Here is a 22,380-nt window from a genome sequence, read left to right as displayed (position 1 = left end):
GCAATTCCCTAAACGTTTACAGGTTTTGAATCGGAGGACGATAACGCGCGCGTGGCCAGCAACCGGTCGAGCCAGTCGGGGTCCATTTGCGGTTCGGATGAAAACAGCAGCCCGGTGTAATCCTGATGCGGCGGGGTGAAAATGGCGCTGCGCGAACCGTGGTCGACCACCCTGCCCCGTTGCATCACCAGCACCTCATCGGCAATCGCCCGGACGGTGGCGACATCGTGGGTGATGAACAGATAAGCGACGCCCAGTTGCTGCTGAATCCGGTTGAGCAGTTTCAGCACGCCTTCGGCCACCAGTTGATCCAGCGCCGAGGTCACTTCGTCGCAAATGATCAACTGCGGATCAGCCGCCAATGCCCGGGCGATGCACACGCGTTGCTTCTGACCACCGGACAGTTCGCGGGGTTGGCGCTCCATGAAGGTCGCCGGATCAAGCTCGATCATTTCCAGCAACTCGGCCACCCGCGCGCACATCGCCTTGCCCTTGAGCCCCAGATAAAACGTCAGCGGCCGACCAATGATGTCGACGATGCGCTGACGCGGGTTCAGTGCTGTATCCGGGATCTGGTAGATCATCTGGATGCGCCGCAGTTGCTCCTTGCTGCGCCGACGAAAGTCCGCCGGCAGCGCCTCGCCGTCATACAGCACCTGACCCGACGTCGGCGGCAGCAGGCCGGTGATCAAGCGCGCGGTCGAACTTTTGCCGCTGCCGGACTCCCCGATCACCGCCAGGGTCTGGCCGCGATACAGCTTCAGCGAGACATCGTGCAGCACCGGTTGATGACCGTAACTGGCGCAGCTTTTGCGTAATTCCAGCAGCGGTTTTTCCTGCTGCGGGCACGGCTTGGGCTCGGTGCGAAAGCTGCGCACCGCCCACAGGGACTTGGTGTAATCCTCTTGCGGATCGCCAAGCATCTGGCGGGTTTCGGCCTCCTCCACCAGTTTGCCGTGGCGCAGCACCATGATCCGGTCGGCCATTTGCGCGACCACCGCCAGGTCGTGACTGATGTAGATCGCGGCGCTGCCGTACGTCGCTACTGCATCGCGAATGGCGGCCAGCACTTCAATCTGCGTGGTGACGTCGAGGGCGGTGGTCGGTTCGTCGAAGATGATGAGGTCCGGATGGCACGCCATGGCCATCGCGGTCATGACCCGTTGCAACTGCCCGCCGGACACCTGATGCGGATAGCGCTGGCCGATCTGTTCCGGGTTCGGCAAACGCAGCACCCGATACAGCTCCACCGCTTCCGTCATCGCCTGGGCGCGGCTCATGCCACCGTTTTTCACCGCCGTTTCTACGTGCTGATCAATCAGGCGATGGGCCGGATTGAACGACGCCGCAGCACTTTGTGCCACGTAGGCGATTCGCAGGCCACGCAGTTTGCGCAGCGCTTCGGGTTTGGCGTGCAGCAGGTCGATGCCGTCGAACTGCACCGAGCCGCCGGTGATCCGGCAGCCGTCGCGGGTGTAGCCCATGGCGGCGAGGCCGAGGGTCGACTTGCCGGCCCCCGATTCGCCGATCAGCCCCAGCACTTCCCCGCGTTGCAGGGTCAGATCAATGCCTTTGATCAGCGGGTGCCAGGCGTCTTCGTAATGACCTTCGATGTGCAGGTCGCGGATGTCCAGCAGCGGCTTTTCGTTTGTGATCGCGGTCATGTTCAGCACTCCTTGAGGCCGCTGGATTTATGCAGCATCCAGTCGACGACGAAGTTGACGCTGACCGTGATCAACGCCACCGCCAGGGCGGGCAGCAAGGGGCTGACGTCGCCGAAAGTAATCAGCACCGCGTTGTCGCGGACCATGCTGCCCCAATCGGCGGTGGGCGGTTGAATGCCCAGGCCAAGAAACGACAGCGCGCTGATGAACAAAAACACGAAACAGAAGCGCAGGCCGAATTCGGCAATCAGCGGCGCGGCAGCGTTGGGCAACACTTCGCGGGTGACCAGCCACCACAGGCCTTCTCCGCGCAGGCGTGCGGCTTCGACGAAGTCTTGCACCACCACGTTCATCGCCACGGCCCGCGAAAGACGAAACACTCGGGTTGCGTCCAGCAGCGCGATGACGAGCACCAGCGACGTCGCGGTGGTGCCGACCACGCTGAGGATCAGCAAGGCGAAAATCAGCTGCGGAATCGCCATCAGGATATCGACGACCCGCGACAAGACCTGATCGACCCAGCCGCCCTTGATCGCCGCGATCAAACCGCTCAGGCCGCCGAGCAGGAACGCCAGCACCGTGGTCAGGAACGCGATGCCCAAGGTGTTGCGCGCGCCGTAGACCAGGCGGCTGAACATGTCGCGCCCGAGGTTATCGGTTCCCAGCAGAAACTGGCCACTCCACGGCGCAAAGCCCTCACCGACCACTTGCGTTTCGCCATACGGCGCCAGTAACGGGGCGAACAGCGCCACGAAAATGTACAGAATGATCACCAGCAGTCCGAACTGGGCACTCAGCGGCGCCCGGACCAATTGTTTGAACAAGCTCATGTTCTACCCCTTCGGATGCATCAGGCGTGGGTTGCTGGCGATGGAAAGCACATCCGCCGTGGTGTTGAGCAGGATGTAGGTCGCCGCGAAAATCAGGCTGCAGGCCTGGACCACCGGGATGTCGCGCTTGGCCACCGAGTCCACCAGCAATTGGCCGAGGCCCGGGTAGACGAACACCACCTCGACCACCACCACGCCGACCACCAGGTAGGCGAGGTTCAGCGCCACCACGTTGACGATCGGCGCCAGGGCGTTGGGCAAGGCGTGGCGGAAGATGATGCGCGACTGGCTGATGCCCTTGAGCCGGGCCATTTCGATGTACGGGCTGGCCAGCAAGTTGATCAGCGAGGCGCGGGTCATGCGCATCATCTGCGCGATAACCACCAGGCTCAGGGTCGCGACCGGCAGCACCGAGCGTTCCAGCACGGTGCCAAACGAAGCGTCCGGAGCCAGGTTGGAAATGCTCGGGAACCAGTTGAGCTTCACCGCGAACACCAGGATCAGGAGGTAGGCGACGAAGAACTCTGGAAACGATACGGCGCTGAGGGCGCTGGTATTGAGCAAGCGGTCGAACCAACTGTTGCGATACAGCGCCGCGAGCATCCCCAGCAACAACGCGAGCGGCACCGACACCAATGCCGCCAGCGCCGCCAGGCTGAAGGTGTTGCCCAGGCGTGTAGCGACCAGGTCGGCGATCGGCCGCTGGTTGGCCAGCGAAACCCCGAGATCCCCTTGCAGCAGGTTCCCGATCCAGTGAGCGAAGCGGGTTAGCGGTGGCAGGTCCAGGCCCAATTGCGTGCGGAACGCCGCGACGGTTTCCGGGGTGGCGGATTGGCCGAGCATGGCCTGGGCGATATCGCCCGGGAGCATGCCGACGGCGAGAAAAATGATGACTGATACCGCAAAGAGCGATAACAACCCCAATGCCAAACGCTGCGCCAACAGCTTGAAAATACTATTCATCATGCAGGTCCTTGAAATGGGCACGCTTGCAAAAACTGCGAACTTCCACTGTGGGAGCGAGCCTGCTCGCGATGAGGCCGGCACATCCAACATCGATGTTGAATGTCTCACCGCCATCGCGAGCAGGCTCGCTCCCACACTGGATCTTCACTGGTTTGAAGATTCCCTTACGCCTGCCACCAGCGCTCGATGACGCGCAACCCATCCAGCTCGCCGTAAGGCGCGGTCTGGCCGCCGTGCACGACGCGGTTCGAGCGCGCCGCCACCGAACTGGCAAACAACGGCACAATCGCCCCGCCATCGTCCCGGCACAGCGCCTGCATTTCGTTGTACATCTCGCGGCGCAACGGGTCGTTCATCTCGCCGCGGGCGGCGTTCAGCAGTTGGTTGAAGCGCGGGTTGTCCCAATGGGTTTCATTCCACGCGGCGCCCTTGGCGTAGCCGATGCTGAACATCCGGTCGGCGGTCAGGCTGCTGTACCAAAAGGACGTGGTGAACGGTTGCTTCATCCAGACATTGGAGAAGAAGCCATCCGCCGGCTCACGAACCACGTCGATATCGATCCCGGCCTGACGCGCCTGCTCCTTGAACAACACCGAGGCATCCACCGCGCCGCTGTACGCCGCGTCAGACGCTTGCAGACGAACCTTGAGCGAGTCGACACCGGCCTGACGCAGGTAGAAACGCGCCTTGTCCGGGTCGTAAGCGCGTTGCTCCAGCGCCGTGTTGATAAAGCGGCTGCCAGGCTGGATGGGGTGGTCGTTGCCCACCAGTCCATAGCCATACAACACCGAAGCCAACAGCGTTTCGCGATTGATCGCGTGTTTCATCGCCAGGCGGATGTTGCTGTCCTGGAACTGCTGGCTGTCGCACAACATCGGGAAGGTGTAGTGCTGCGCGCCTTTAGTTTCTTCGATCACCAGGTTCGGATTGCGCTTGAGCAAGGCAACGGTTTTCAAGTCGACCTTGTTGATCGCATCGACCTGCCCGGTGACCAGCGCGTTGATTCGCGCCGCGCCATCGGAAATCGCAATCAGCTCGGCGCTGGCGAAGTGCGCCCGGCCCGCTTTCCAGTAATCGGGGCTGCGTTCCAGGGCCATGCGCACACCCGGTTCGAAGTCCTTGAGGCGATAGCCGCCGGTGCCGATGCCGGCCTGCCAGTCCGGCACACCGTCCTTGGCCGGCATGATCACCAGATGGTAATCGGCGACCACATAGGCGAAATCGGCGTTGCCCGACTTCAGTTCGAACACCACGCTGTCAGTGCCTTGGGCGCTGACCTTGGCGACGTCGCCCAACACGGTTTTCGCCGCTGACGTGGATTTCTCGCCGAGGTGATGCTGGATCGACGCGACGACGTCTTCCGCCGTCAGGGTCTTGCCGTTGTGGAAGGTCACGCCCTGACGCAACTTGAAAGTCCAGATGCGCGCGTCTGGCGTCGAAGTCCAGCTCTCGGCCAGTTCCGGTATGGCGGTGCCGTCCACGGCGATTTCGGTCAGGGTGTTATAGACCGCCGAGAAGCCGACGAAGGTGAAGGTGTCGCTCCAGGAGCCGGGGTCTTTGGAGTCGGTGGTGCTGCCACCCGCCAGGCCGAGGCGCAACACGCCGCCCGGTTTGGGCGTGGCTTCCTGGGCATAGGCGCCCATCGGCAAGCCCATGGAAAACGCCCCGGCGACGGCGGCCGCCGCGGCGCTGTATTTGAGGAAGTCCCGACGAGGAAAACTGAATTCATGGTTCGCTTGAGTAATGTTGTTTTTGTTATCGCTCATTGCATTGCCCCTGATCACAAGCAAGTTAGTAATGAATTACCGGTTTGAAGCCACGCAAGGCACCGGGCCAGGGCCCGGTGCGCAGATCGTTTGAATCGTCAACGGTCACACCTGGATCGCCTTCACTTCGACAAACTCGTTGAGCCCTTCTTCTCCCCATTCACGGCCATTGCCCGACTGTTTGTAGCCACCGAACGGCGCCTGATAATTGAACGCGGCGCCATTGAGGAAACACTGGCCCGCCCGCAGTTGACGGCCCAGTTGCAAGGCACGCTCGGTGCTGCCGGCCCAGACACCGCTGGACAGACCGAACGGCGAATCGTTGGCGATCTGAATCCCTTGCGCTTCATCGGCGTAAGGAATCAGGCACAGCACCGGCCCGAAGATTTCTTCCTGGGCGATGCGCATGCGGTTGTCGACATCGGCGAACAGCGTCGGACTGACGTAGTAACCGCGCTCGAATGCGTGCGTTGCATCGCCGCCATACACCAGCCGCGCGCCGTCCTGCTGACCAATCTGAATGTAGTCATGCACAGTGCGACGCTGCGCTGCCGAACACATCGGCCCGAGGAAACTCTGCGGGTCCAGCGGATCACCCATGCGCAGGCTTTGGGTTTCGGCGATGGCCAGTTCCACCGCTTCGGTGTAACGGCTGGCGGGCAGCAACATGCGGGTCAACGCGGTGCAGGTCTGCCCGGAATTGATCATCACGTCCTGCACGCCGTAGCGCACAGCGGCAGCCAGATCGGCATCCTCGGCAATCAACAGCGGCGACTTGCCGCCCAGTTCCAGGCACACGCGCTTCACCGAAGGCGCCGCCGCTTGCGCCACGCGCACCCCGGCGCCGGTGGATCCGGTGAACGAGACCATGTCCACGTCCGGGTGTTTGGCCAGCGCTTCGCCAACCTTCGAACCCGGACCGCTGACCAGGTTGAAGACCCCGGCTGGCAAGCCGATCGCTTCGATCATCTGCGCCAGCAAAAACGCGTGCAACGGGGTTTCCTGGCTCGGCTTGACCACCACGGTGCAACCGGCGGCCAGCGCCGGTGCGAGCTTGCCGATCAGTTGATGCAGCGGGTAGTTCCACGGGTTGATGAAGGCGCACACACCGACTGCTTCGCGAATCACCAGCGAATTGCCGACCTCGCGCACTTCATCCATCAGGCCGGCGAGTTCCACATATTGCTCCAGGCCGATGATCGGCCCGTCGACCTGCACCGAACGGCACCATTGCACCGGCATCCCCAACTCAGTGGTGATGACCGCGGCCATCTCGTCGGCCCGCACGCGCAACTGCTCGGCGAGCGCGCGGATGTATCCGGCGCGGACGCTTGAAGGCGTCCGCGACCAAGGACTGAACGCCCGACGCGCCGCGGCCACCGCGTTGTCGACATCGCGCTCATCGCCCAGCGGTACCGAACCTGCGACTTCTTCAGTGGCCGGGTTGATGACTTCGGCGATGCCCTGCCCCGACGGGGTCTGCCAGCGACCATCGATAAACAGCGTCTTGTGGTTATGCATAGACTGGGCCTTCCATCAGTTCAGTGGCGCAACGGGTGATTCGCTGACAGGCGTCACGCAACGGTTCTGCGCCCAGCACCAACCCCAGACGAATGTGCCCGGCAGCGCTCGGGCCGAAGGCTTCACCGGCCAGCACCGACACGCCATGACGGTCGAGCAAGCGGTCGGCAAACGCCTGGGCGCTGAGCCCGGTGTCGCGGATATCGACCATCACGAACATCCCGCCATCGGGTTTCAAGGCACGCACGCCGGGGCAGTCGGCCAGGCATTCGCAGACCAGATCCCGACGCTGGCGATAGGCTTCGCGCATTGCTTCCAGTTCCGGCAGGTTGCTTTCCAGCGCGACGACGGCGGCGTCCTGCACGAAATCCGGCAACCCGTAGAGCATGCACAGCGCTAGGTTTTCCAGGTGCGCGGCCAGCGCCGGTGGCGCGATCGACCAGCCGATGCGCCAGCCGGTCATGGCGTGGGATTTCGACAGGCTGTTGAGCGTCGCGGTGCGCTCGGCCATGCCCGGCAAACTCGCCGGGCTGATGTGTTCGCCGTCGAACAGCAACTCGCTGTAGACCTCATCGGAAATCAGCCAGAGGTCGTGGGCGATGCACAAATCGGCAAGCGCCTGCCAGGTGCTGCGCGACAAACTGGCACCCGACGGGTTGTGTGGACTGTTCAGCGCCAGCGCCCGAGTGCGCGGCGTGATGCGGGCGGCGACGTCTTCGGGCAACACCCGAAAACCGTTTTCAGACCGCACCGGCACCGGAATCACCACCGCGCCACAGGCACCGAACACCGCATCATAGGTCACGTACATCGGCTCGGCGACGATTACTTCATCACCCGGATTCAGCACGCACTGAGCCACGCAGAACAACGCGCATTGCGCCCCGGCGAGCACGGTGACCTGATCCGCCGAGACCTGCTGGCCGCTACGTTTTCCGTAGTGTTTAGCGATGCTTTCACGCAACGCGCGTTTACCGCGCACGTCGGCGTAGTGAGTGTTGCCAGACAATAGGCTGTCGATGGCGGCCTGGACAATCGGCAGCGGCGTGTCGAAATCCGGGTCACCGACTGACAGCAGCAGGATGTCTTCACCCTTCTCTTGCAGCGCCAGTGCGCGGTAATGAATGTCCCAGGCGGCGGCGCCGTCACCAGCGATACGTTGAGTCAGATCGGAAAAGCGCATGTCCCCATTCCCTAAAAAAAAGCCCTGTAAAAAAATGGCCGTCAGAGCGCGCACGCATGCTTGAGTTCGATCAGGGTCACGCCGTTGCGCTTGAAGCCGTGGCGCAAATCGGTTTGCAGTTCGGCCAGGCTCTGCGGCTCGCTCACCGTGCAGCCAAACGCGCGGCCGAGGGCGGCAAAATCCGGGTTGCGCGGTAGCACGCCAATCGGCTCGATATCCAGCCCGAGCATGTCGTCGCGGATCTGCCCCAGCGCGTCGTTGTTCCAGAGCAACACCACCAGCGGGCTGTCCAGCTCTTCGACGGCGGTGGCCAGTTCTTGCGCGGTGTAGAGAAAACCACCGTCGCCGACCAGCACCAGACCGGGCCGCTGCGGTGCGCCGAACTTGGCGCCGATGCCCGCTGGCAAGCCATAACCCAAGGTGCCGTAGCCGGTCGGATGCAACCAGCTGCGCGGCGCCAGGCTGTTGAAGGCGTAGTTGCCGGTGTAGGCCAGTTGGGTCATGTCAGTGCTGATGAAGGCATCGTCCGGCAGCTCGGCGGCGATCCGCTCGAGAATTGCCTGGTGGATCGACTGCAACGGGCCGTGGCTGTTTTGCACCGCTTCACGCAGTGCTGCGACGGACGCGATCGCGGCGCTGGCATCACGTTTGCCGGTTGGCAGACGTTCCAGCAACGCGACGAGAGTGTGTTGCGCGTCGCCTTGCAGCGCCACCGCGCACGGGTAGAAATCGTTGAACTTGCGCGGGTCGATGTCGACGCGCAGCAGTTCGGCGTTCAGCGGCAGACGCTCGCGCCAGAAATCGGTGTCGGCCATTTCGGTACCGACCGCCAGTACCACGTCGGCCTCGGCGATGAGTTGCCAGCCCGGCTCTACGCACAGGGTCGAGCCGGCATTGAGCGGTGCGTCCGGCGGCAACAGGCCTTTCCCAGCCACGCTGGTGAACAACGGCGCGGCGAGTCGGGTGCTGAGTTCATGCAGTTCCTGCTGCGCATTCAATGCACCGCCGCCGGCGATGATCATTGGCCGCTTGGCGATTTGCAGCTTGGCCACGGCCTGATCCAGCGCCGTGGCGGCCGGTACGCCACGGCTTGGACGACGCACCACTTCATTGCTCCAGTCGCGGCTGACTTTTGCCGACAGCACGTCCAGCGGCACCGAAATGTGCACCGGACGCGGACGTTCACTGTCGAACACCGCATAGGCACGGGCGATCAATTCAGGCAGGTCCTCGGCGCTGAGTGCCACGGCTGAAAACGCGGTGATCGGCGCGGTGATTGCGCGCTGGTCCTGGGTTTCGTGCAGGCAGCCCCAGCCTTTGCCGAGGCTGGCGGTGTGGTTGACGCTGGAAATCACCAGCATCGGAATCGAGTCGGCATACGCCTGGCCGATGCCGGTCGCGGCGTTGGTCACGCCGGGCCCGGTGATGATGAAGCACACGCCCGGTTTGCCGCTGACCCGCGCGTAGCCGTCGGCCATGAAACTTGCGCCCTGCTCGTGACGCGTCAGCACGTGACGAATGCCACTGCCGGGCAAGCCGCGATACAACTCCAGCGTGTGTACGCCGGGGATACCGAACACGGTGTCGACGCCATAGTTGGCCAGCAGGCGCACCAGGGCCTGGCCGCCGGTCAATGTTGTGCTTTGCATGTTCACTTCCTCACTCGTGGCCGAGGCGAATCAACGCATCGACCGCAGTCGTGCCTTGGGCACCGACCAACAATGGGTTCACATCGAGTTCCAGCAACTGCCCGGCGTTCTCGCAGGCGTAATCGGCCACCGCACGAATCGCCGCCACCAGCGCGTCCAGATCCGCCGCTTCGCGACCGCGAAAACCTTGCAGCAACGAGGCACTGCGCAGGCTCAACAACGCTTGGCGAATCGCGCCGTCGGTGGTCGGCAGCAACAGGCTGCGGCTGTCCTTGAGCAACTCCACCAGAACCCCGCCAGCACCGATGACCAGCGCCAGGCCAAAGTCGTTTTCGCGTTTGATGCCGACGATCAATTCGGCCAACGGTGGCTTGGCCATCGGTTCCAGCAGCACTTGATCGAACGGCACCTGCGGCGCGTAATCGGCAATGCTCGCGCGCATTTTTTCCAGTGCGATGCTGAGGGCGGCGGCGTCCTTGAGGTTCAACGCCACGGCGCCGGCTTCGGTTTTGTGCGGCAGTCGGGCACTGACCGCTTTCAATACCAGCGGGTAACCCAGCGCGTTGGCGTCGCTCAATGCCTCGTCCGGGGTGCTCAATACGCCGTTGGGCGTTTGCAGGCCGAAGGCGCGCAACGCTTTTTTCGAATCCCACTCATTGAGCAAGCGACCTTCGCCTTCCAGCGCCAGCGGGCAGTGCGGCACCAGCGCCGATTCACCGAGCGCCAGCAACGCTTGACGGTTGCGTTGATAGCCAGCAATTCGGCCCCACGCGGCGAGCCCGTCTTCGACGCCTTGCAACGCCGCCACGCCTTGGGCATGCAGGCGCTCACGGGCGTGGGCCGGCAGCAGTTCCGGGAAGGCCGAGGTGACAAAACCGGTCTTGCCGTGGCGGACCAGGGCGGTGCAATACAGCTCCAGCAGCAGGTCGCATTCCTTGCGTTCGCCGGTGAATTCCGACGGGTAATCGAGCACCAGCATCGCCGCATCGGCTTCGGTGCGCAGGGCGCTGTCGAGCATGCGGTTCAAGGCTTCGCCGTCGCCCCAGATTGCCGTGGTGAAATCCAGCGGATTGACCAGGTTGGCGTAGCTCGGCAGCACGTGCGCCAGCTCGCCGCGCTGACCTTCATCGAGTGTCGGCAAGCTCAGGTCGTTGCGTTCGGCGTAGTCGGCAATCAGCCCGGCGTCACCTCCCGAACAGGCCAGCGCGATCAGGCTGTTGCCCGCCGGCAGCTTGCCGCACGCCGCCGCTTTCAGGGTTTCGACAAAACTCACCGGGCCACTGACGCGGATCACGCCGAGGCGCGCAAACAGACTGTCGTACAGCGCATCGGAACCGGACAACGAGCTGGTGTGGCTGAGCGCCAGCTCGGCACCGATCTGCGACACGCCGGTTTTCAGGGCGATGATCGGGATGCCCTTCTCCAATGCCTTGTGCGCAGCGCGGGCAAAACCCGGTACGTTTTTCAGGCCTTCGAGGTGCAAGCCGATGGCGGTGACGCGCGGCTCGTCGAGCAACACGTCCATCAGTTCGGCGATGCCCAGTTGCGCCTGATTGCCCACCGAGGCCATGTAGGCCACCGGCAGCGAGCGGTCGCTCATGGACACGTTGTAGGCAAAGTTGCCGCTCTGGGTCAGGACGGCGACGCCCTTCTCCACCGGTTTGCCGCCATGGGCCACCGGCCACAGCGCGGAGCTGTGCAGGTAGTCGAGCAAGCCGTAGCAGTTGGGGCCGAGCAAGGCCATGTTGCCGGCGGCCTTGAGCAATTGTTGCTGCAAGGCCTGGCCTTCGGCGCCGGTTTCGGCGAACCCGGAGGCGTAGCAGATCGCACCGCCCGCACCCTTGGCGGCCAGCTCGGCAACGCAGGTCAGAGTCAGCTCGCGGTTGGTCGCGATGAACACCGCGTCCGGGCCGCACGGCAGTTCGGCGATGCTGCGCACACACGGCACGCCTTCAAGGCTGTCATTCTGCGGATTGACCAGCCACATCTCGCCAAGGTAGCCGCCTTCGGCGCAACGCTTGAGCGCGCGAGCCATGCTGCGGCCGCCGACAAACGCCACGTGGCGCGGCGCGAGCATGCGTTTGAGGTTGTCACGAATCGTCTGCGACATAGAAGTTCTCCGGACCGGTCAGCGCAGCAGCGGCCGCAGCAATTCGCGGGAAATGATGTGGCGCTGGATCTCCGAAGTGCCTTCCCAGACGCGCTCGATCCGCGCGTTGCGCCAGATGCGTTCCACCGGGCATTCATCCATCAGGCCCATGCCGCCAAAGATCTGCACCGCCTCGTCGGCGACCTTGCCGAGCACTTCACTGGCAAACAGTTTGGCCATGCCGGCCTCGCCATCGGTCATGCTGCCTTGATCCATTTTCCAGGCGGTGTGCAGGGTCAGCAGCTCGGCGGCGCGGATCTGCGTGACCATGTCGGCGAGCTTGAACGAGATGCCTTGATAGGTGCCGATCGGCTGGCCGAATTGCTTGCGATCCGCCGCCCATTGCAGCGACACGTCGAGCGCGCGTTGCGCCTGGCCAACGCAGTTGGCGGCGACCATTACCCGCCCGGCGGTTAGCCAGGCGTTGGCCACGTCCCAGCCCTTGCCCACTTCGCCCAGCACTTTGTTGGCGGGGACGCGGCAGTCGTCGAAGAACATTTCAAAGGTGTGGTAACCGCGGTTGCTCACGCACTTGGGACCACGGCGGATGGTCATGCCCGGCGTGTCGCGGTCGACCAGGAAGGAGGTCACGGCGTTGCGCTGCTTGCCGTTGTGTTCGTAGGTGTCGGTGACGGCGAAAACGATGGCGAAATCGGCGTGGCCGGCGTGGCTGATAAAGTGCTTGCTGCCATTGAGAATGAAGTCATCGCCATCGCGCACGGCGCGGGTCTTGATCGCGTTGGCGTCGGAACCGGCGCCCGGTTCGGTCAGGGCGAAGCAATCGATCTTCTCGCCCTGGATGCACGGCAGCAGGTAGTCATTGATCTGATCACCGGTGCAGGCCATGAGGATTTTCGACGGCCGCGCGACGAACACATGCAGCGCCCAGGAGACCTTGGACAGTTCACGCTCGATCAGCGCCTGGGACAGGTAATCGAGGCCGCCACCGCCGACTTCTTCCGGCATGTTGAAGGCATAGAAACCCGCCGCGATGGCCTTGCCGCGAATCTGTGCCGCCAATTCGGGGGAGACTTCGTCGGCGCGGTCGACCGCTTCCTCATGAGGCAGCAGTTCCTTGGCGACAAAGCTGCGTACCGCGTCCACCAACATTTCTTGTTCTTGGGTCAGTTGGAAATTCATGGGGCTACCTGTTGTTCATGTGCTGAGTAGGTGTTCGGGCAAGCCGGCAGATCTATTGGCCGCTGAAACGTGCCGGGCGTTTTTCGATGGCGGCGCGCAAGGCTTCGGCGCCGTCTTTGCTGCGACCGCAGAGCAGGCCGGCGGCGAGCTCGGCTTGCAGTTGCTCCGGCAGGCTGCGCTGGGCGCCTTCGCGCATGAGTTTTTTGGTCTGGGCGAAAGCGAACGTCGGGCCGTTGGCCAGGCGCGTGGCCAACTCAGTGGTCACGTCGTGCAGTTGATCATCGGCGCAGACTTCGCCGACAAGACCGGCGGCCAAGGCACGGTCGGCGCCCCACAACTCGTCGAGGAACAGCAGGCGCTTGGCTTGCTCGGTGCCGATCAGGCGCGGCAGATGCCAACTGGCACCGGCGTCCGGCGAGTAGGCCATGCTGGTGTAGCCGGCCTTGAAGCGTGCCGATTGCGCGGCGATGCGCAGGTCGCAGCACAGCGTCAGGTCCATCCCGGCGCCGACGGCGGTGCCGTTGATGGCGGCGATGGTTGGTTTTTCGAGGCTGTACAAACGGCTCATCAGTGCGTGGGCGGTTTCGGTCCAGCCATAGCTTTCTAGGGCGCCACGGGCTTCGGCTTCGGCCCACTCAGCGAGGTCGGCACCGGCGCAGAAACTGCGGCCGCTGCCGGTCAGCACCACGACTCGAACGGCGGGATCGGCGTTGAACTCATCGAGCAAGGCGTGCAGGTTTTTCAGGGTTGGGATGTCCAGCGCGTTGCGCTGATCGGGGCGATCGAGCGTGATCCAGGCCACGCCGGCTTCGACCTGGCTGAGCAGAGAAGAGTGATTAGTCATGCGAATCCTCGAATTATTGTGTTTGGCATGAGGTGATGCGACTTGAGGCCATACTAAACGAGTGTTCAGCAAGGCGGCAATCTGTGGTCGATTTGGCTGTAACAGTCTTGGAATTTCGATAAGTTGTTGGTTTTAAATGGTTTATTTTTTATCGGAGGTGTTGTGAGGTTGAGGCTGTTACAACTTTGAACAACTGGGTACAGGGTTGAGGTTTGGATTGGGGGGGATTGGGATGGGATGGGATGGGATGGGATTGGGGGCATATCCGTTTCTGCGATAGCGGCGGCTGGCGGTTTCGCTTTTACAGCGAGTCCCTTTTCCAAACGCCGAAAAGGAACCAAAAGGCTTTGCCCCTCCATTCGGTGCCTCGCCTAGGCTCGGCATGCCCTCACTCCGGCCTCTGGGAAAGGGGCGGATAGATCAAGATCAAGATCAAAAGCCGAAGCAAGGGCAAGGGCAAGGGCAAGGGCAAGGGCAAGGGCAAGGGCAAGGGCAAGGGCAAGGGCAAGGGCAAGGGCAAGGGCAAGGGCAAGGGCAAGGGCAAGATCTACAGCTTCGCGAGCAAACCCGTTCCCAAAAAAGCAGAGCGACGCAATGCTTTAGATCGTTCCCACGCTCTGCGTGGGAATGCCGCCAGGGACGCTCTGCGTTCCACTGTCGATGCAAAATTTGTGTTTTGCGCAGAGGCTCTCAGGACATGTCTTTCAGAGATTGCGCGACAGCGCCCGGTGCACGCTGTCGCTGTTCAGCACAGGGCTTTCAGGTTCGGCAGCGCTTTGCGCGGGTGCTGGGCTGTCGAGTTCGAAGGCGAGTTCGGCCTCGACCCGGCTTTCAGCTTGAACAGGGCTTGGCACCCGACCGCGACTGGCGACCAGGGTGTCCAACTTTTCGAGGTAAGCCTTCAGGTCGCTGATCAGCAGTTTCTTGCGCTGGGAACCCTGATACAACGCATAGCAAAGGTAACCACCCGCCGCCAGAAGGCCCAGCCCGGCGGTGGCAATACCGGCAACACACAAGCCGGAGACGATCAGCACGGTCTTCCAGTTGAAGGGCGTCAACTCCAACTCGGTATTCAACACGCCCGCGTCACGCAGCACCCAGCGCTTGGACGCCGAGTGGTTCAGCAGGAGGGTGTGCAGGGGCGAACCGTCCTTTTTCAAGGCACTGATCAACGAGATGTCCTGACCGGTGCGCAATGGAACATCTACGCCACGCAACTTCACATCGTGCTCGACACCGTCCGCGGTTTTGACCCAGAACTCATGATTGATGATCGACACCGAACTGACGCGAACCGGCGTCAGATCCCCGTCCTTACCGTTTACAGGAACGCCGCCCGTGGTCGTCACACGCGTCTCACTGAGCTTCTCGCTGCCCACCACCTCACCGCTCAAGACAGTGAAAACAACGGTTTTATCGCCATGAGTGAATGTGTGCATTTCGATTCCTTGATAGGCCCACGTCGATCGACGCGCAGTAGAAAATCCGTATGCGGCGGATGCTACTAACTAGCCACTACCCTGTCCAGAATTCACCACTGCGTTTGACGCGGAGCGTCACGGGATGCATTCCCACGCGGAGTGGTGGGAACGATCAAACGGACATACACAATCAATCAGACAGCACTCGGCGCCAAAACCACCTGACGCTTGCGGTGAATCAGAAAATACGCGCCATAACACACGGCGATGAACCCAAAGCCCCAATACAACGAAGGCCGCTGCGTCTCATCCAGCGCCAGGAACACAAACAGCGAACAGCACAACGCAATGCACGTCAGGGGCAGCAGCGGGAACCACGGCGCACGGTATTTCAAATCGCTGAGCTTGCCGCCATCGCGCAGGTAGGCCTTGCGGAATTTGTACTGCGCCAGCGCAATCACGATCCACGTCACCGTGCCCGACATGCCGCTCACGGCCATCAGCACCATGAACAGCGTGTCCGCCGCGACGAAACTGGTCATCAACGACACCAGCGCAAAGCACAAGGTGATGCTCAGCGCCCGCAACGGCACGCCGCGTTTGCTCAACGGCGACAGACTTTTCGGCGCCATGCCGGTCTTCGACATCGCCCACAGAATGCGCGTCGAGGCATACAGGCCGGAGTTGCCCACCGACAGAATCGCGGTGAGGATTACGAAGTTCATCAGGTCAGCCGCATAAGGAATCCCGACCATGTCGAACACCTGCACGAACGGACTTTCCATCAACCCGGCCTGCTGCCACGGTACGATTGCCGACAGCACCACGATCGCCAGCACATAGAAAATCAGCACGCGAAACACCACGTTTCGAACGGCGCGCGGGATGCTTTTTTCCGGCTGATCGGTTTCGCCGGCGGCCACGCCCATGATCTCGCAGCCCTGGAAGGCGTAGACGACGGTCATCATCACCGCGAACACCGCCGACAAGCCGTTGGGAAACAGCGAGTCGCCAATCAGGTTGCTCATCATCGGCGCCGGTGCGCCGCTGGTCAGCGGGATCGCGCCGAAAATCACCAGCACGCCGACCACGATAAACCCAAGGATCGCCGCGACCTTGATCCCGGAAAACCAGTATTCCGCCTCACCAAAAGCGCGCGTCGCCAGCGCATTCAGGCCGAACAACACCACCACGAACAGCGCCGACCAGTACCAGATCGGAATGGTCGGGAACCAGCGCTCCATCAGCATGCCTGCCGCCGTGAACTCCAGGCCCACGGTGGTCGCCCAACTCATCCAGTACACCCAGCCGATCATGAAGCCGGTGGCCGGTCCGATGAATTTGGTAGCGTGAGTTTGAAACGAGCCGGACACCGGCATTTGCACGGACAGTTCGCCCAGGCACACCATCACCAGGTACATCAGAAAGCCGGCGACCAGATAAGCCAGAATCGCCCCCACCGGCCCGCCCTGGTTGATCGTCACCCCGGAACCCATGAACAGCCCGGTGCCGATCACGCCGCCCAGGGACAACATGAAAATGTGCCGGCTCTTTAAAGCGCGGGTCAGTTGGATGCCTTTACGTTCGGTAGATTCGCTCATGTCCGCACCTCAATAATCAGCAAGGTGCGCGGGGCGCGAGGAGGGATCAGCTTTACGGCAGTTCATTATTATTATCTCCAATAAGCTTCGAAGACCGCGCTGTGGCGGTTGCCTCGATTATTGGAAGGCCATGTAAGCTCCCGTTGACCGTAAAGATCGAAGTTGTAAAAAGTCGTAACGAACTTGTACGTCAGTGGTGCAGCAACTCGGCCAGCGTCTGTTGCGAACGCTGCAAGTGCGCATGAACCTGCGGCGCCAATGTCCGCAACCTTGACTCGTCGTTGGCCAGGGCGGCCTCTTCCAGCGCACGCAGCACAGTGGCCAATGCCCGAAAGCCCAATGAGTCGCTGCTGCCGGCCAGGCGATGCGCCAGATGAGCGACTTCGGTGCAATCGTCGGCCTCGAACGCTTCCGTGAGCGCTTCGCGATGCTGGCTGATGGAATCACGCAACACCGCCAGCAAGCCTTGGAGTTTCTGCTCACCGAGCAAGGTGCGATGAGTGTCCAGCAGCGGCCAGTCCATCGCCTCATCATCAAGCGGCGGCGCGGGTGCGGGTGGATGCCCGGCCAGTGCCTGACGCAGGCTCTCAAGCTTCAGCGGTTTGGCGAGAATGCCGTCCATCCCGGCATCCAGATAACCGCGCACCAGCGCCGGCTGCACGCTGGCGGTCAGGGCGAATATTCGGCAGTGGCGGTTCGGGCCTTCGGTACGGCGGATCAGTGTGCACAACTCGACGCCGCTGATGCCCGGCAGGTGCACATCGAGCAGGATCAAATCGAACGTCTCCCCGACGCATTGCGTCAACGCCTGCTCGCCGTCTTCGGCGAGCCAGACCTGATGCCCGTCCCGGTGCAACAAACCGCTGACCACTTCGCGGTTCAGCGCCACGTCCTCGACCACCAGAATCTTCATCGACTGGCCGGGCTCGTGGTGCATTGGCAGTTCGGCAATCCCGGTAGACGCCGGCTGCAACGTCAGCTCAAACCAGAAACAACTACCCCGCCCGACGTCACTTTCAACGCCGATCTGCCCGCCCAACTGCTGCACCAGATGTTTGCAAATGGCTAATCCGAGCCCGGTGCCGCCGAAGCGTTGCGCCACTTCCTCGCTGGCTTGAGTGAAGCGTTCGAATATCTTCTCCTGCACCGCCGGAGCGATGCCGATGCCGTTGTCCGTCACGCTCACGCGCAGGCGTTGCCCGGTTTGTTCGGGGACTGGAGCCAGAAGCGCAACGTCCACTTTGACCTGACCGCCTTCGGTGAACTTGATCGCGTTGGCCAGCAAGTTGCTCAACACCTGACGCAAGAATTGTTCGGCGCCATGGTGCCGGTCGGCGACCTGCGGATCGATCCGGCAGTGCAGCGTCGTGTCGTTGCTCAGCGCGCGCGGTTCCAGCAGCGTCAGCACCTCGTCGAGCAACCGCCGAAGGGAAAAGTCGACCGGTTCCGGGTGGCTGACGCCCTCCTCCAGTCGAGCGAAATACAGCACTTCGTTGAGAATCGACAACAACCCTTCGCCGGCCTTCGACAGCGCATCCAGACGTTTGCCGTCGCGCGCATTCAGGTTGGCGTCGCGCAGTAATTCAGCCATGCCGAGAATGCCGTTCAGCGGTGTGCGCAACTCGTGGCTCATGGTCGCCAGAAAGCGCGACTTGGCGAGGTTGGCCGCTTCGGCTTCGTCCTTGGCGCGCATCAGACTGGCGGTGCGGCGTTCGACCCTTCGCAGTAGTTCATCGCGGTTGTCTTGCAGGGCCAGTCGATCGCTTTCCCGGCGGTCAATGTCGCTGAGAATCGCCCGGCGCATGTCGTCCAGCGCATGGGCCACGGTATCGATTTCGTCCTCATCAGCGCTGCGGCGTTTGTCCAGTTGCAAGGGTTCGTGCCAGTCACCGGCAGCGATGCGTCGGGCAAAACCGGCCATGACTTGCAGGTGCCGCGTGACCAGCCGATAAAACAGTCCCGACAGCGTCACCGCCAGCCCGCACAAAAACACGCTCATCCACAGCAGGCTGGTCAAACCGGTGGCGTACAAACGTTGATGCACGGCGCCCAGGTCGGTGCTGACTTCCAACTGCCCCAAATGCCGCAACGGCCCGGACGGCGGCTGATACTCCAGTTGAAAACGCTCGATGCGCAGCGGCCCGACCGGGTCCACGCTGCCATGCAGCAGATCGAAATCAGGGCTGGTCAGATGCACTCGCGCCACGTCGGAGAAATCCACCAGGCCGCGCAACTGCACATTCAATTGCTCCTGGTTCAAATCCCAGAGACTGCGCTCCAGACTGGCCAGATAACCGGCGCGGATCAGTTCCATGCGTGAGTCGATGTCGCGCATTTCGCGGCGGTATTCGAAGTACAACTGCACGGTACTCGCCAGCACGGTGAAGCACAGGCTGAACAACAGAATGAACAGCAGCAGACGCCGCAACAGTCCACCGGGCCGAGCGCGGATCATTTCGAATTCGCCGGCAGGTTGATCATGTCGCGGTAGGTGACTTCGCTTTCGTTGAGCAAACGGTCTACCTCTCCGGCATCGACCATGCGCTGGAGTTGCGCATCGATGTCCGGCATGCGGCTGGCCAGAGGAGAATGGCGTGATACTGCAATCCGCAGGTAGTCCACGCTCAAAGACGTGGGCAATGCGACGATGTCTTGTGCGCCCGGCAGATTTTCGACGTACAGCTCGCCGGTGCGTCGCTCCGAGGTGATGAAGTCGATGCGCCCGCGAATCAGTTTGCCGAAGTTCTGGCGGCTGTCAGAGACCCATTCGATGTTCTGGTGTTGTGCGACCAGGCGGTCGAATTCCACGCCGTAACTTTCACCGAACAACAGCCCGCCACGGTAATTGGCCAGGTCCTCCAGACGCTCGAATTTCACCGGACGCTGGCGATTGATGAACAACGCGACCTCTTCACGCAGCACCGGCACCGTGGAAAAAATCATGCTCTGCTCACGTTGCGCGGTGTTGTAGGCCAACACCACATCGACCCGACCTTCGGCGGCGTCGAGCAGGCAGCGTTTCCAGTTGCCGAGCACGATGATTTCCACTTCGTAGCCGAGTTTTTCGAACAGGTTTTTCACCACGCTCGGGGCCAGGCCGCGAACTTGTTTACCGTCGCTCCAGGAGATCGGCGGGTACACCGGATAGTCGCAGTAGCGAATCTTTTCCGCCGCCATCGCGCTGTCCGCGACCAGCGCCAGCAGCAACGCAAACACCCGCCACATAAAACTCAGGCCGCCACGCTGGCGGTGAACAGGTAACCGGCGCCATGGATGGTGATGATCAGTTGCGGCTCGGCCGGGTCGTCGTGCAACTTGCGCCGCAAGCGTCCGACCAGCACGTCGATGGAGCGATCATTGGGCACCCACTCGCGGTTGCGGATCTGGTCCATCAGTTGATCGCGGCTCAAGGTGTGGCCGCTGTTGCGCAGGAACACGCTGAGCAACTGGTATTCGCCGTGGGTCAGCAGGGTTTCGCTGCCGGAGGGGTCGATCAGCCGTCGCCGATCGGTGTCCAGCGCCCAGTCGGCGAATTGCTTGACCGGTTTCGCGATGGCCGCTACCGGTTGGGGCTCCTGCGCGTGACGAACCCGGCGGATCAGGTTTTTCGCCCGGGACACCAGCTCGCGTGGGTTGAGGGGTTTGATCACGTAGTCATCGGCGCCGCATTCGAGGCCGACGATGCGGTCGATTTCATCGTTGCGCCCGGTGATCAGAATGATCCCGACTTCCGAACGGACCCGCAGCTCCCGTGTCAGGGTCAGGCCATCCTTGCCCGGCAGGCGGATATCGAGCATCACCAGATCAACCGTCTGAGTCGCCAGAAAGGTTTCGGCCAGCTCCGCCGTGGCCGCGCAGTGGACTTCATAACCTTCCTGGGACAGGTAGGCATGCAGCAGTTCGCGAATCAGCGGATCGTCATCGACGATCAGTACCCGAGGAGTCATCGCTAGGTGTCCCGCGTATGCCCGAAGGCGTGTTTCTTATTAGAGTGTTTTGTTGCCTTGGCGCCAGAGAGTATCGACAGCTGAACGACCGATCAACAGCCCGTCGTCTGGACGCAAAACCGTTGGCGACCGCCGGCCTGCAATCCATCGACCCAGGCTTCGCAAATCTGAATGCCTTGCTCCGGGGTAAAGGTGCCGGGGTTGAGGCCCGACTCCAGCCACAAACCGTCGAGCAACGCGCTGAGGCTGATGGCGGCCAGATCGGCGTCGAAGTTTTCCCAGCCCTCCTCCTGCGCCAGCTCGGTCAGGACCTTGCGCAAGATGCCGCGGTACTCACCGTAGGAATGCTCGTGCGCGAGGTTGATCGACTCCGCCGTGCGCACCGCGCCCCAGAAGGCCAGCCAGGCATCGATCAGCTGCGGGTCGAGCAGTTCGGCGGAGAACGACCCGCGAAAGAACGCCGACAAGCGTTCGCGGGCGTTGGGCGCTGCGTGCTCCATCGCCTCGCGCAGCAAACTCATGACCCGACCGGTAATCGCCCGGTAGGCCTCGGCCACCAGTTCATCCTTGCCGGAATAATGATGGCTGATCAACCCGACCGAGACACCGGCCTCGGCGGAAATCTTGCGGATCGACGCGCCCTGGAAGCCGTGGCGCTTGAGGCAAACCAGTGTGGCTTCGATCAGGTTGGCCTTGCGCAACTCCGGCTCCATGCGGGAAAAACGGGCTTCCTGACTCATGCGCGACACTCTCCGTGGATCAATCATTTAGGGCGCGGCTAGACAATCCGCGGGCTGAACGACTGTACAGCAAGAGGGTGGCAAGTCTCTAGTCAGTTGCACGCCATAGAAACCCTGTGGGAGTGAGCCTGCTCGCGATGGCGTCAGCCCATCCATTCAAAAACCCAGGTCAGTCCCGATAGCCCGGTGCCACCCGCTCAAGCAATCGCAACAGCGCCGCCCAGGCCAACTGCATGGCATCCGGGTCGCTCAACTCGCCTTCGTCCAGCGGCCGGCCTGGATCATTGAACTGACGCTCGGTGTGTTCGCATACCTCGCTCGGCGGCAAAACCAGCTCACTCGCCGCCTGCGCGGCGAGCTGGATTTCACACGCTTTTTCCAAGTAATACATGCGCAAGAAGGCCTGGCTCACGGTCTCGCCAACGGTCAACAAACCGTGATTGCGCAGCATCAGCACCGGTTTGTCGCCAAGGTCCTTCACCAGACGCTGCTGCTCGCTCTTGTCCAGCGCCACACCCTCATAGTCGTGATAGGCAACCCGACCATAGAACTCCATGGAAATCTGATTCACCGGCAACAACCCGCATTTCAACGCCGCGACCGCGCAACCGGATCGGGTGTGGGTGTGCAGCACGCACTGCGCATCTCCACGTGCACCGTGGATGGCGCTGTGAATCACAAATCCCGCCGGATTCACCGGGTACGGCGACGGCTCTACGGCACGACCATCAAGACCGATTTTCACCAGATTGGACGCGGTGATTTCATCGAACATCAGCCCGTACGGATTGATCAGAAAGTGATGTTCAGGCCCCGGCAGGCGCACCGAGATGTGGGTGAAAATCAGATCGGTCATGCGAAAGTGCGCGATCAATCGGTAACACGCGGCCAGCTCTTCGCGCAGACGCTGTTCCGTCGCGCTGCGCAGGTGGTTGGCGATCTCGTTCATTGTTGTGGTT

17 protein-coding genes are annotated in these 22,380 nt (G+C 62.1%); all 17 read right to left on the bottom strand.

The window, feature by feature from the left end:
- Positions 1-8: 8 nt before the first annotated feature.
- Positions 9-1,664 carry an ABC transporter ATP-binding protein gene (locus tag ACA060_RS06900; protein ID WP_497316251.1) on the bottom strand — a complete coding sequence of 552 codons (1,656 nt, stop codon included), beginning with the start codon at positions 1,662-1,664 and terminating at the stop codon, positions 9-11.
- Positions 1,665-1,666: 2 nt separating this feature from the next.
- On the bottom strand, positions 1,667-2,494 hold the full coding sequence (locus tag ACA060_RS06895) for an ABC transporter permease (RefSeq protein WP_497316249.1): 828 nt from the start codon (positions 2,492-2,494) through the stop codon (positions 1,667-1,669).
- A gap of 3 nt (positions 2,495-2,497) precedes the next feature.
- Positions 2,498-3,457: an ABC transporter permease gene (locus ACA060_RS06890; protein WP_497316247.1), complete on the bottom strand. Its 960-nt coding sequence runs from the start codon at positions 3,455-3,457 to the stop codon at positions 2,498-2,500.
- Positions 3,458-3,624: 167 nt separating this feature from the next.
- Complete coding sequence (locus ACA060_RS06885; RefSeq protein ID WP_497316245.1) at positions 3,625-5,226, bottom strand: ABC transporter substrate-binding protein; 1,602 nt, start codon at positions 5,224-5,226, stop codon at positions 3,625-3,627.
- A 105-nt stretch (positions 5,227-5,331) separates the two neighbouring features.
- On the bottom strand, positions 5,332-6,747 hold the full coding sequence (locus ACA060_RS06880) for an aldehyde dehydrogenase family protein (protein ID WP_497316244.1): 1,416 nt from the start codon (positions 6,745-6,747) through the stop codon (positions 5,332-5,334).
- Positions 6,740-7,930 (bottom strand): pyridoxal phosphate-dependent aminotransferase, encoded by a 1,191-nt coding sequence (locus ACA060_RS06875; RefSeq protein ID WP_497316242.1) that lies wholly within the window; start codon positions 7,928-7,930, stop codon positions 6,740-6,742. The genes ACA060_RS06880 and ACA060_RS06875 overlap by 8 nt, the downstream gene beginning before the upstream one ends.
- Positions 7,931-7,971: 41 nt before the next feature.
- On the bottom strand, positions 7,972-9,579 hold the full coding sequence (locus ACA060_RS06870) for a 5-guanidino-2-oxopentanoate decarboxylase (protein WP_497316240.1): 1,608 nt from the start codon (positions 9,577-9,579) through the stop codon (positions 7,972-7,974).
- A 10-nt stretch (positions 9,580-9,589) separates the two neighbouring features.
- Complete coding sequence (locus ACA060_RS06865) at positions 9,590-11,689, bottom strand: acetate--CoA ligase family protein (protein ID WP_497316238.1); 2,100 nt, start codon at positions 11,687-11,689, stop codon at positions 9,590-9,592.
- Between the two features lie 18 nt (positions 11,690-11,707).
- Positions 11,708-12,868, bottom strand: coding sequence for an acyl-CoA dehydrogenase family protein (locus ACA060_RS06860; protein ID WP_497316236.1), 1,161 nt, complete (start codon positions 12,866-12,868; stop codon positions 11,708-11,710).
- Positions 12,869-12,920: 52 nt separating this feature from the next.
- Positions 12,921-13,712 carry an enoyl-CoA hydratase/isomerase family protein gene (locus ACA060_RS06855; protein WP_497316234.1) on the bottom strand — a complete coding sequence of 264 codons (792 nt, stop codon included), beginning with the start codon at positions 13,710-13,712 and terminating at the stop codon, positions 12,921-12,923.
- Positions 13,713-14,416: 704 nt separating this feature from the next.
- On the bottom strand, positions 14,417-15,151 hold the full coding sequence (locus ACA060_RS06850) for a hypothetical protein (RefSeq protein ID WP_109628421.1): 735 nt from the start codon (positions 15,149-15,151) through the stop codon (positions 14,417-14,419).
- 176 nt (positions 15,152-15,327) lie between these two features.
- The gene (locus tag ACA060_RS06845) at positions 15,328-16,734 is read right to left on the bottom strand and encodes an amino acid permease (protein WP_497316232.1); all 1,407 of its coding nucleotides are present in this window, start codon (positions 16,732-16,734) and stop codon (positions 15,328-15,330) included.
- A gap of 190 nt (positions 16,735-16,924) precedes the next feature.
- Positions 16,925-19,189, bottom strand: a complete 2,265-nt coding sequence (locus ACA060_RS06840; protein ID WP_497316230.1) for an ATP-binding protein — start codon at positions 19,187-19,189, stop codon at positions 16,925-16,927.
- Positions 19,186-19,959, bottom strand: coding sequence for a substrate-binding periplasmic protein (locus tag ACA060_RS06835; RefSeq protein ID WP_109628418.1), 774 nt, complete (start codon positions 19,957-19,959; stop codon positions 19,186-19,188). The genes ACA060_RS06840 and ACA060_RS06835 overlap by 4 nt, the downstream gene beginning before the upstream one ends.
- 5 nt (positions 19,960-19,964) lie before the next feature.
- Positions 19,965-20,681, bottom strand: coding sequence for a response regulator (locus ACA060_RS06830; RefSeq protein ID WP_109628417.1), 717 nt, complete (start codon positions 20,679-20,681; stop codon positions 19,965-19,967).
- A gap of 92 nt (positions 20,682-20,773) precedes the next feature.
- Entirely contained in the window at positions 20,774-21,421 is a 648-nt protein-coding gene (locus tag ACA060_RS06825; RefSeq protein ID WP_109628416.1) for a TetR family transcriptional regulator C-terminal domain-containing protein, read from the bottom strand.
- Between the two features lie 169 nt (positions 21,422-21,590).
- Positions 21,591-22,370 (bottom strand): class II aldolase/adducin family protein, encoded by a 780-nt coding sequence (locus ACA060_RS06820; protein WP_497316227.1) that lies wholly within the window; start codon positions 22,368-22,370, stop codon positions 21,591-21,593.
- Positions 22,371-22,380 lie beyond the last annotated feature (10 nt).

It is taken from the genome of Pseudomonas sp. LBUM1671 (assembly GCF_059695685.1).
Note: the sequence above shows the minus strand (reverse complement) of the source record. Positions and strands in the feature narration are given on the sequence as shown.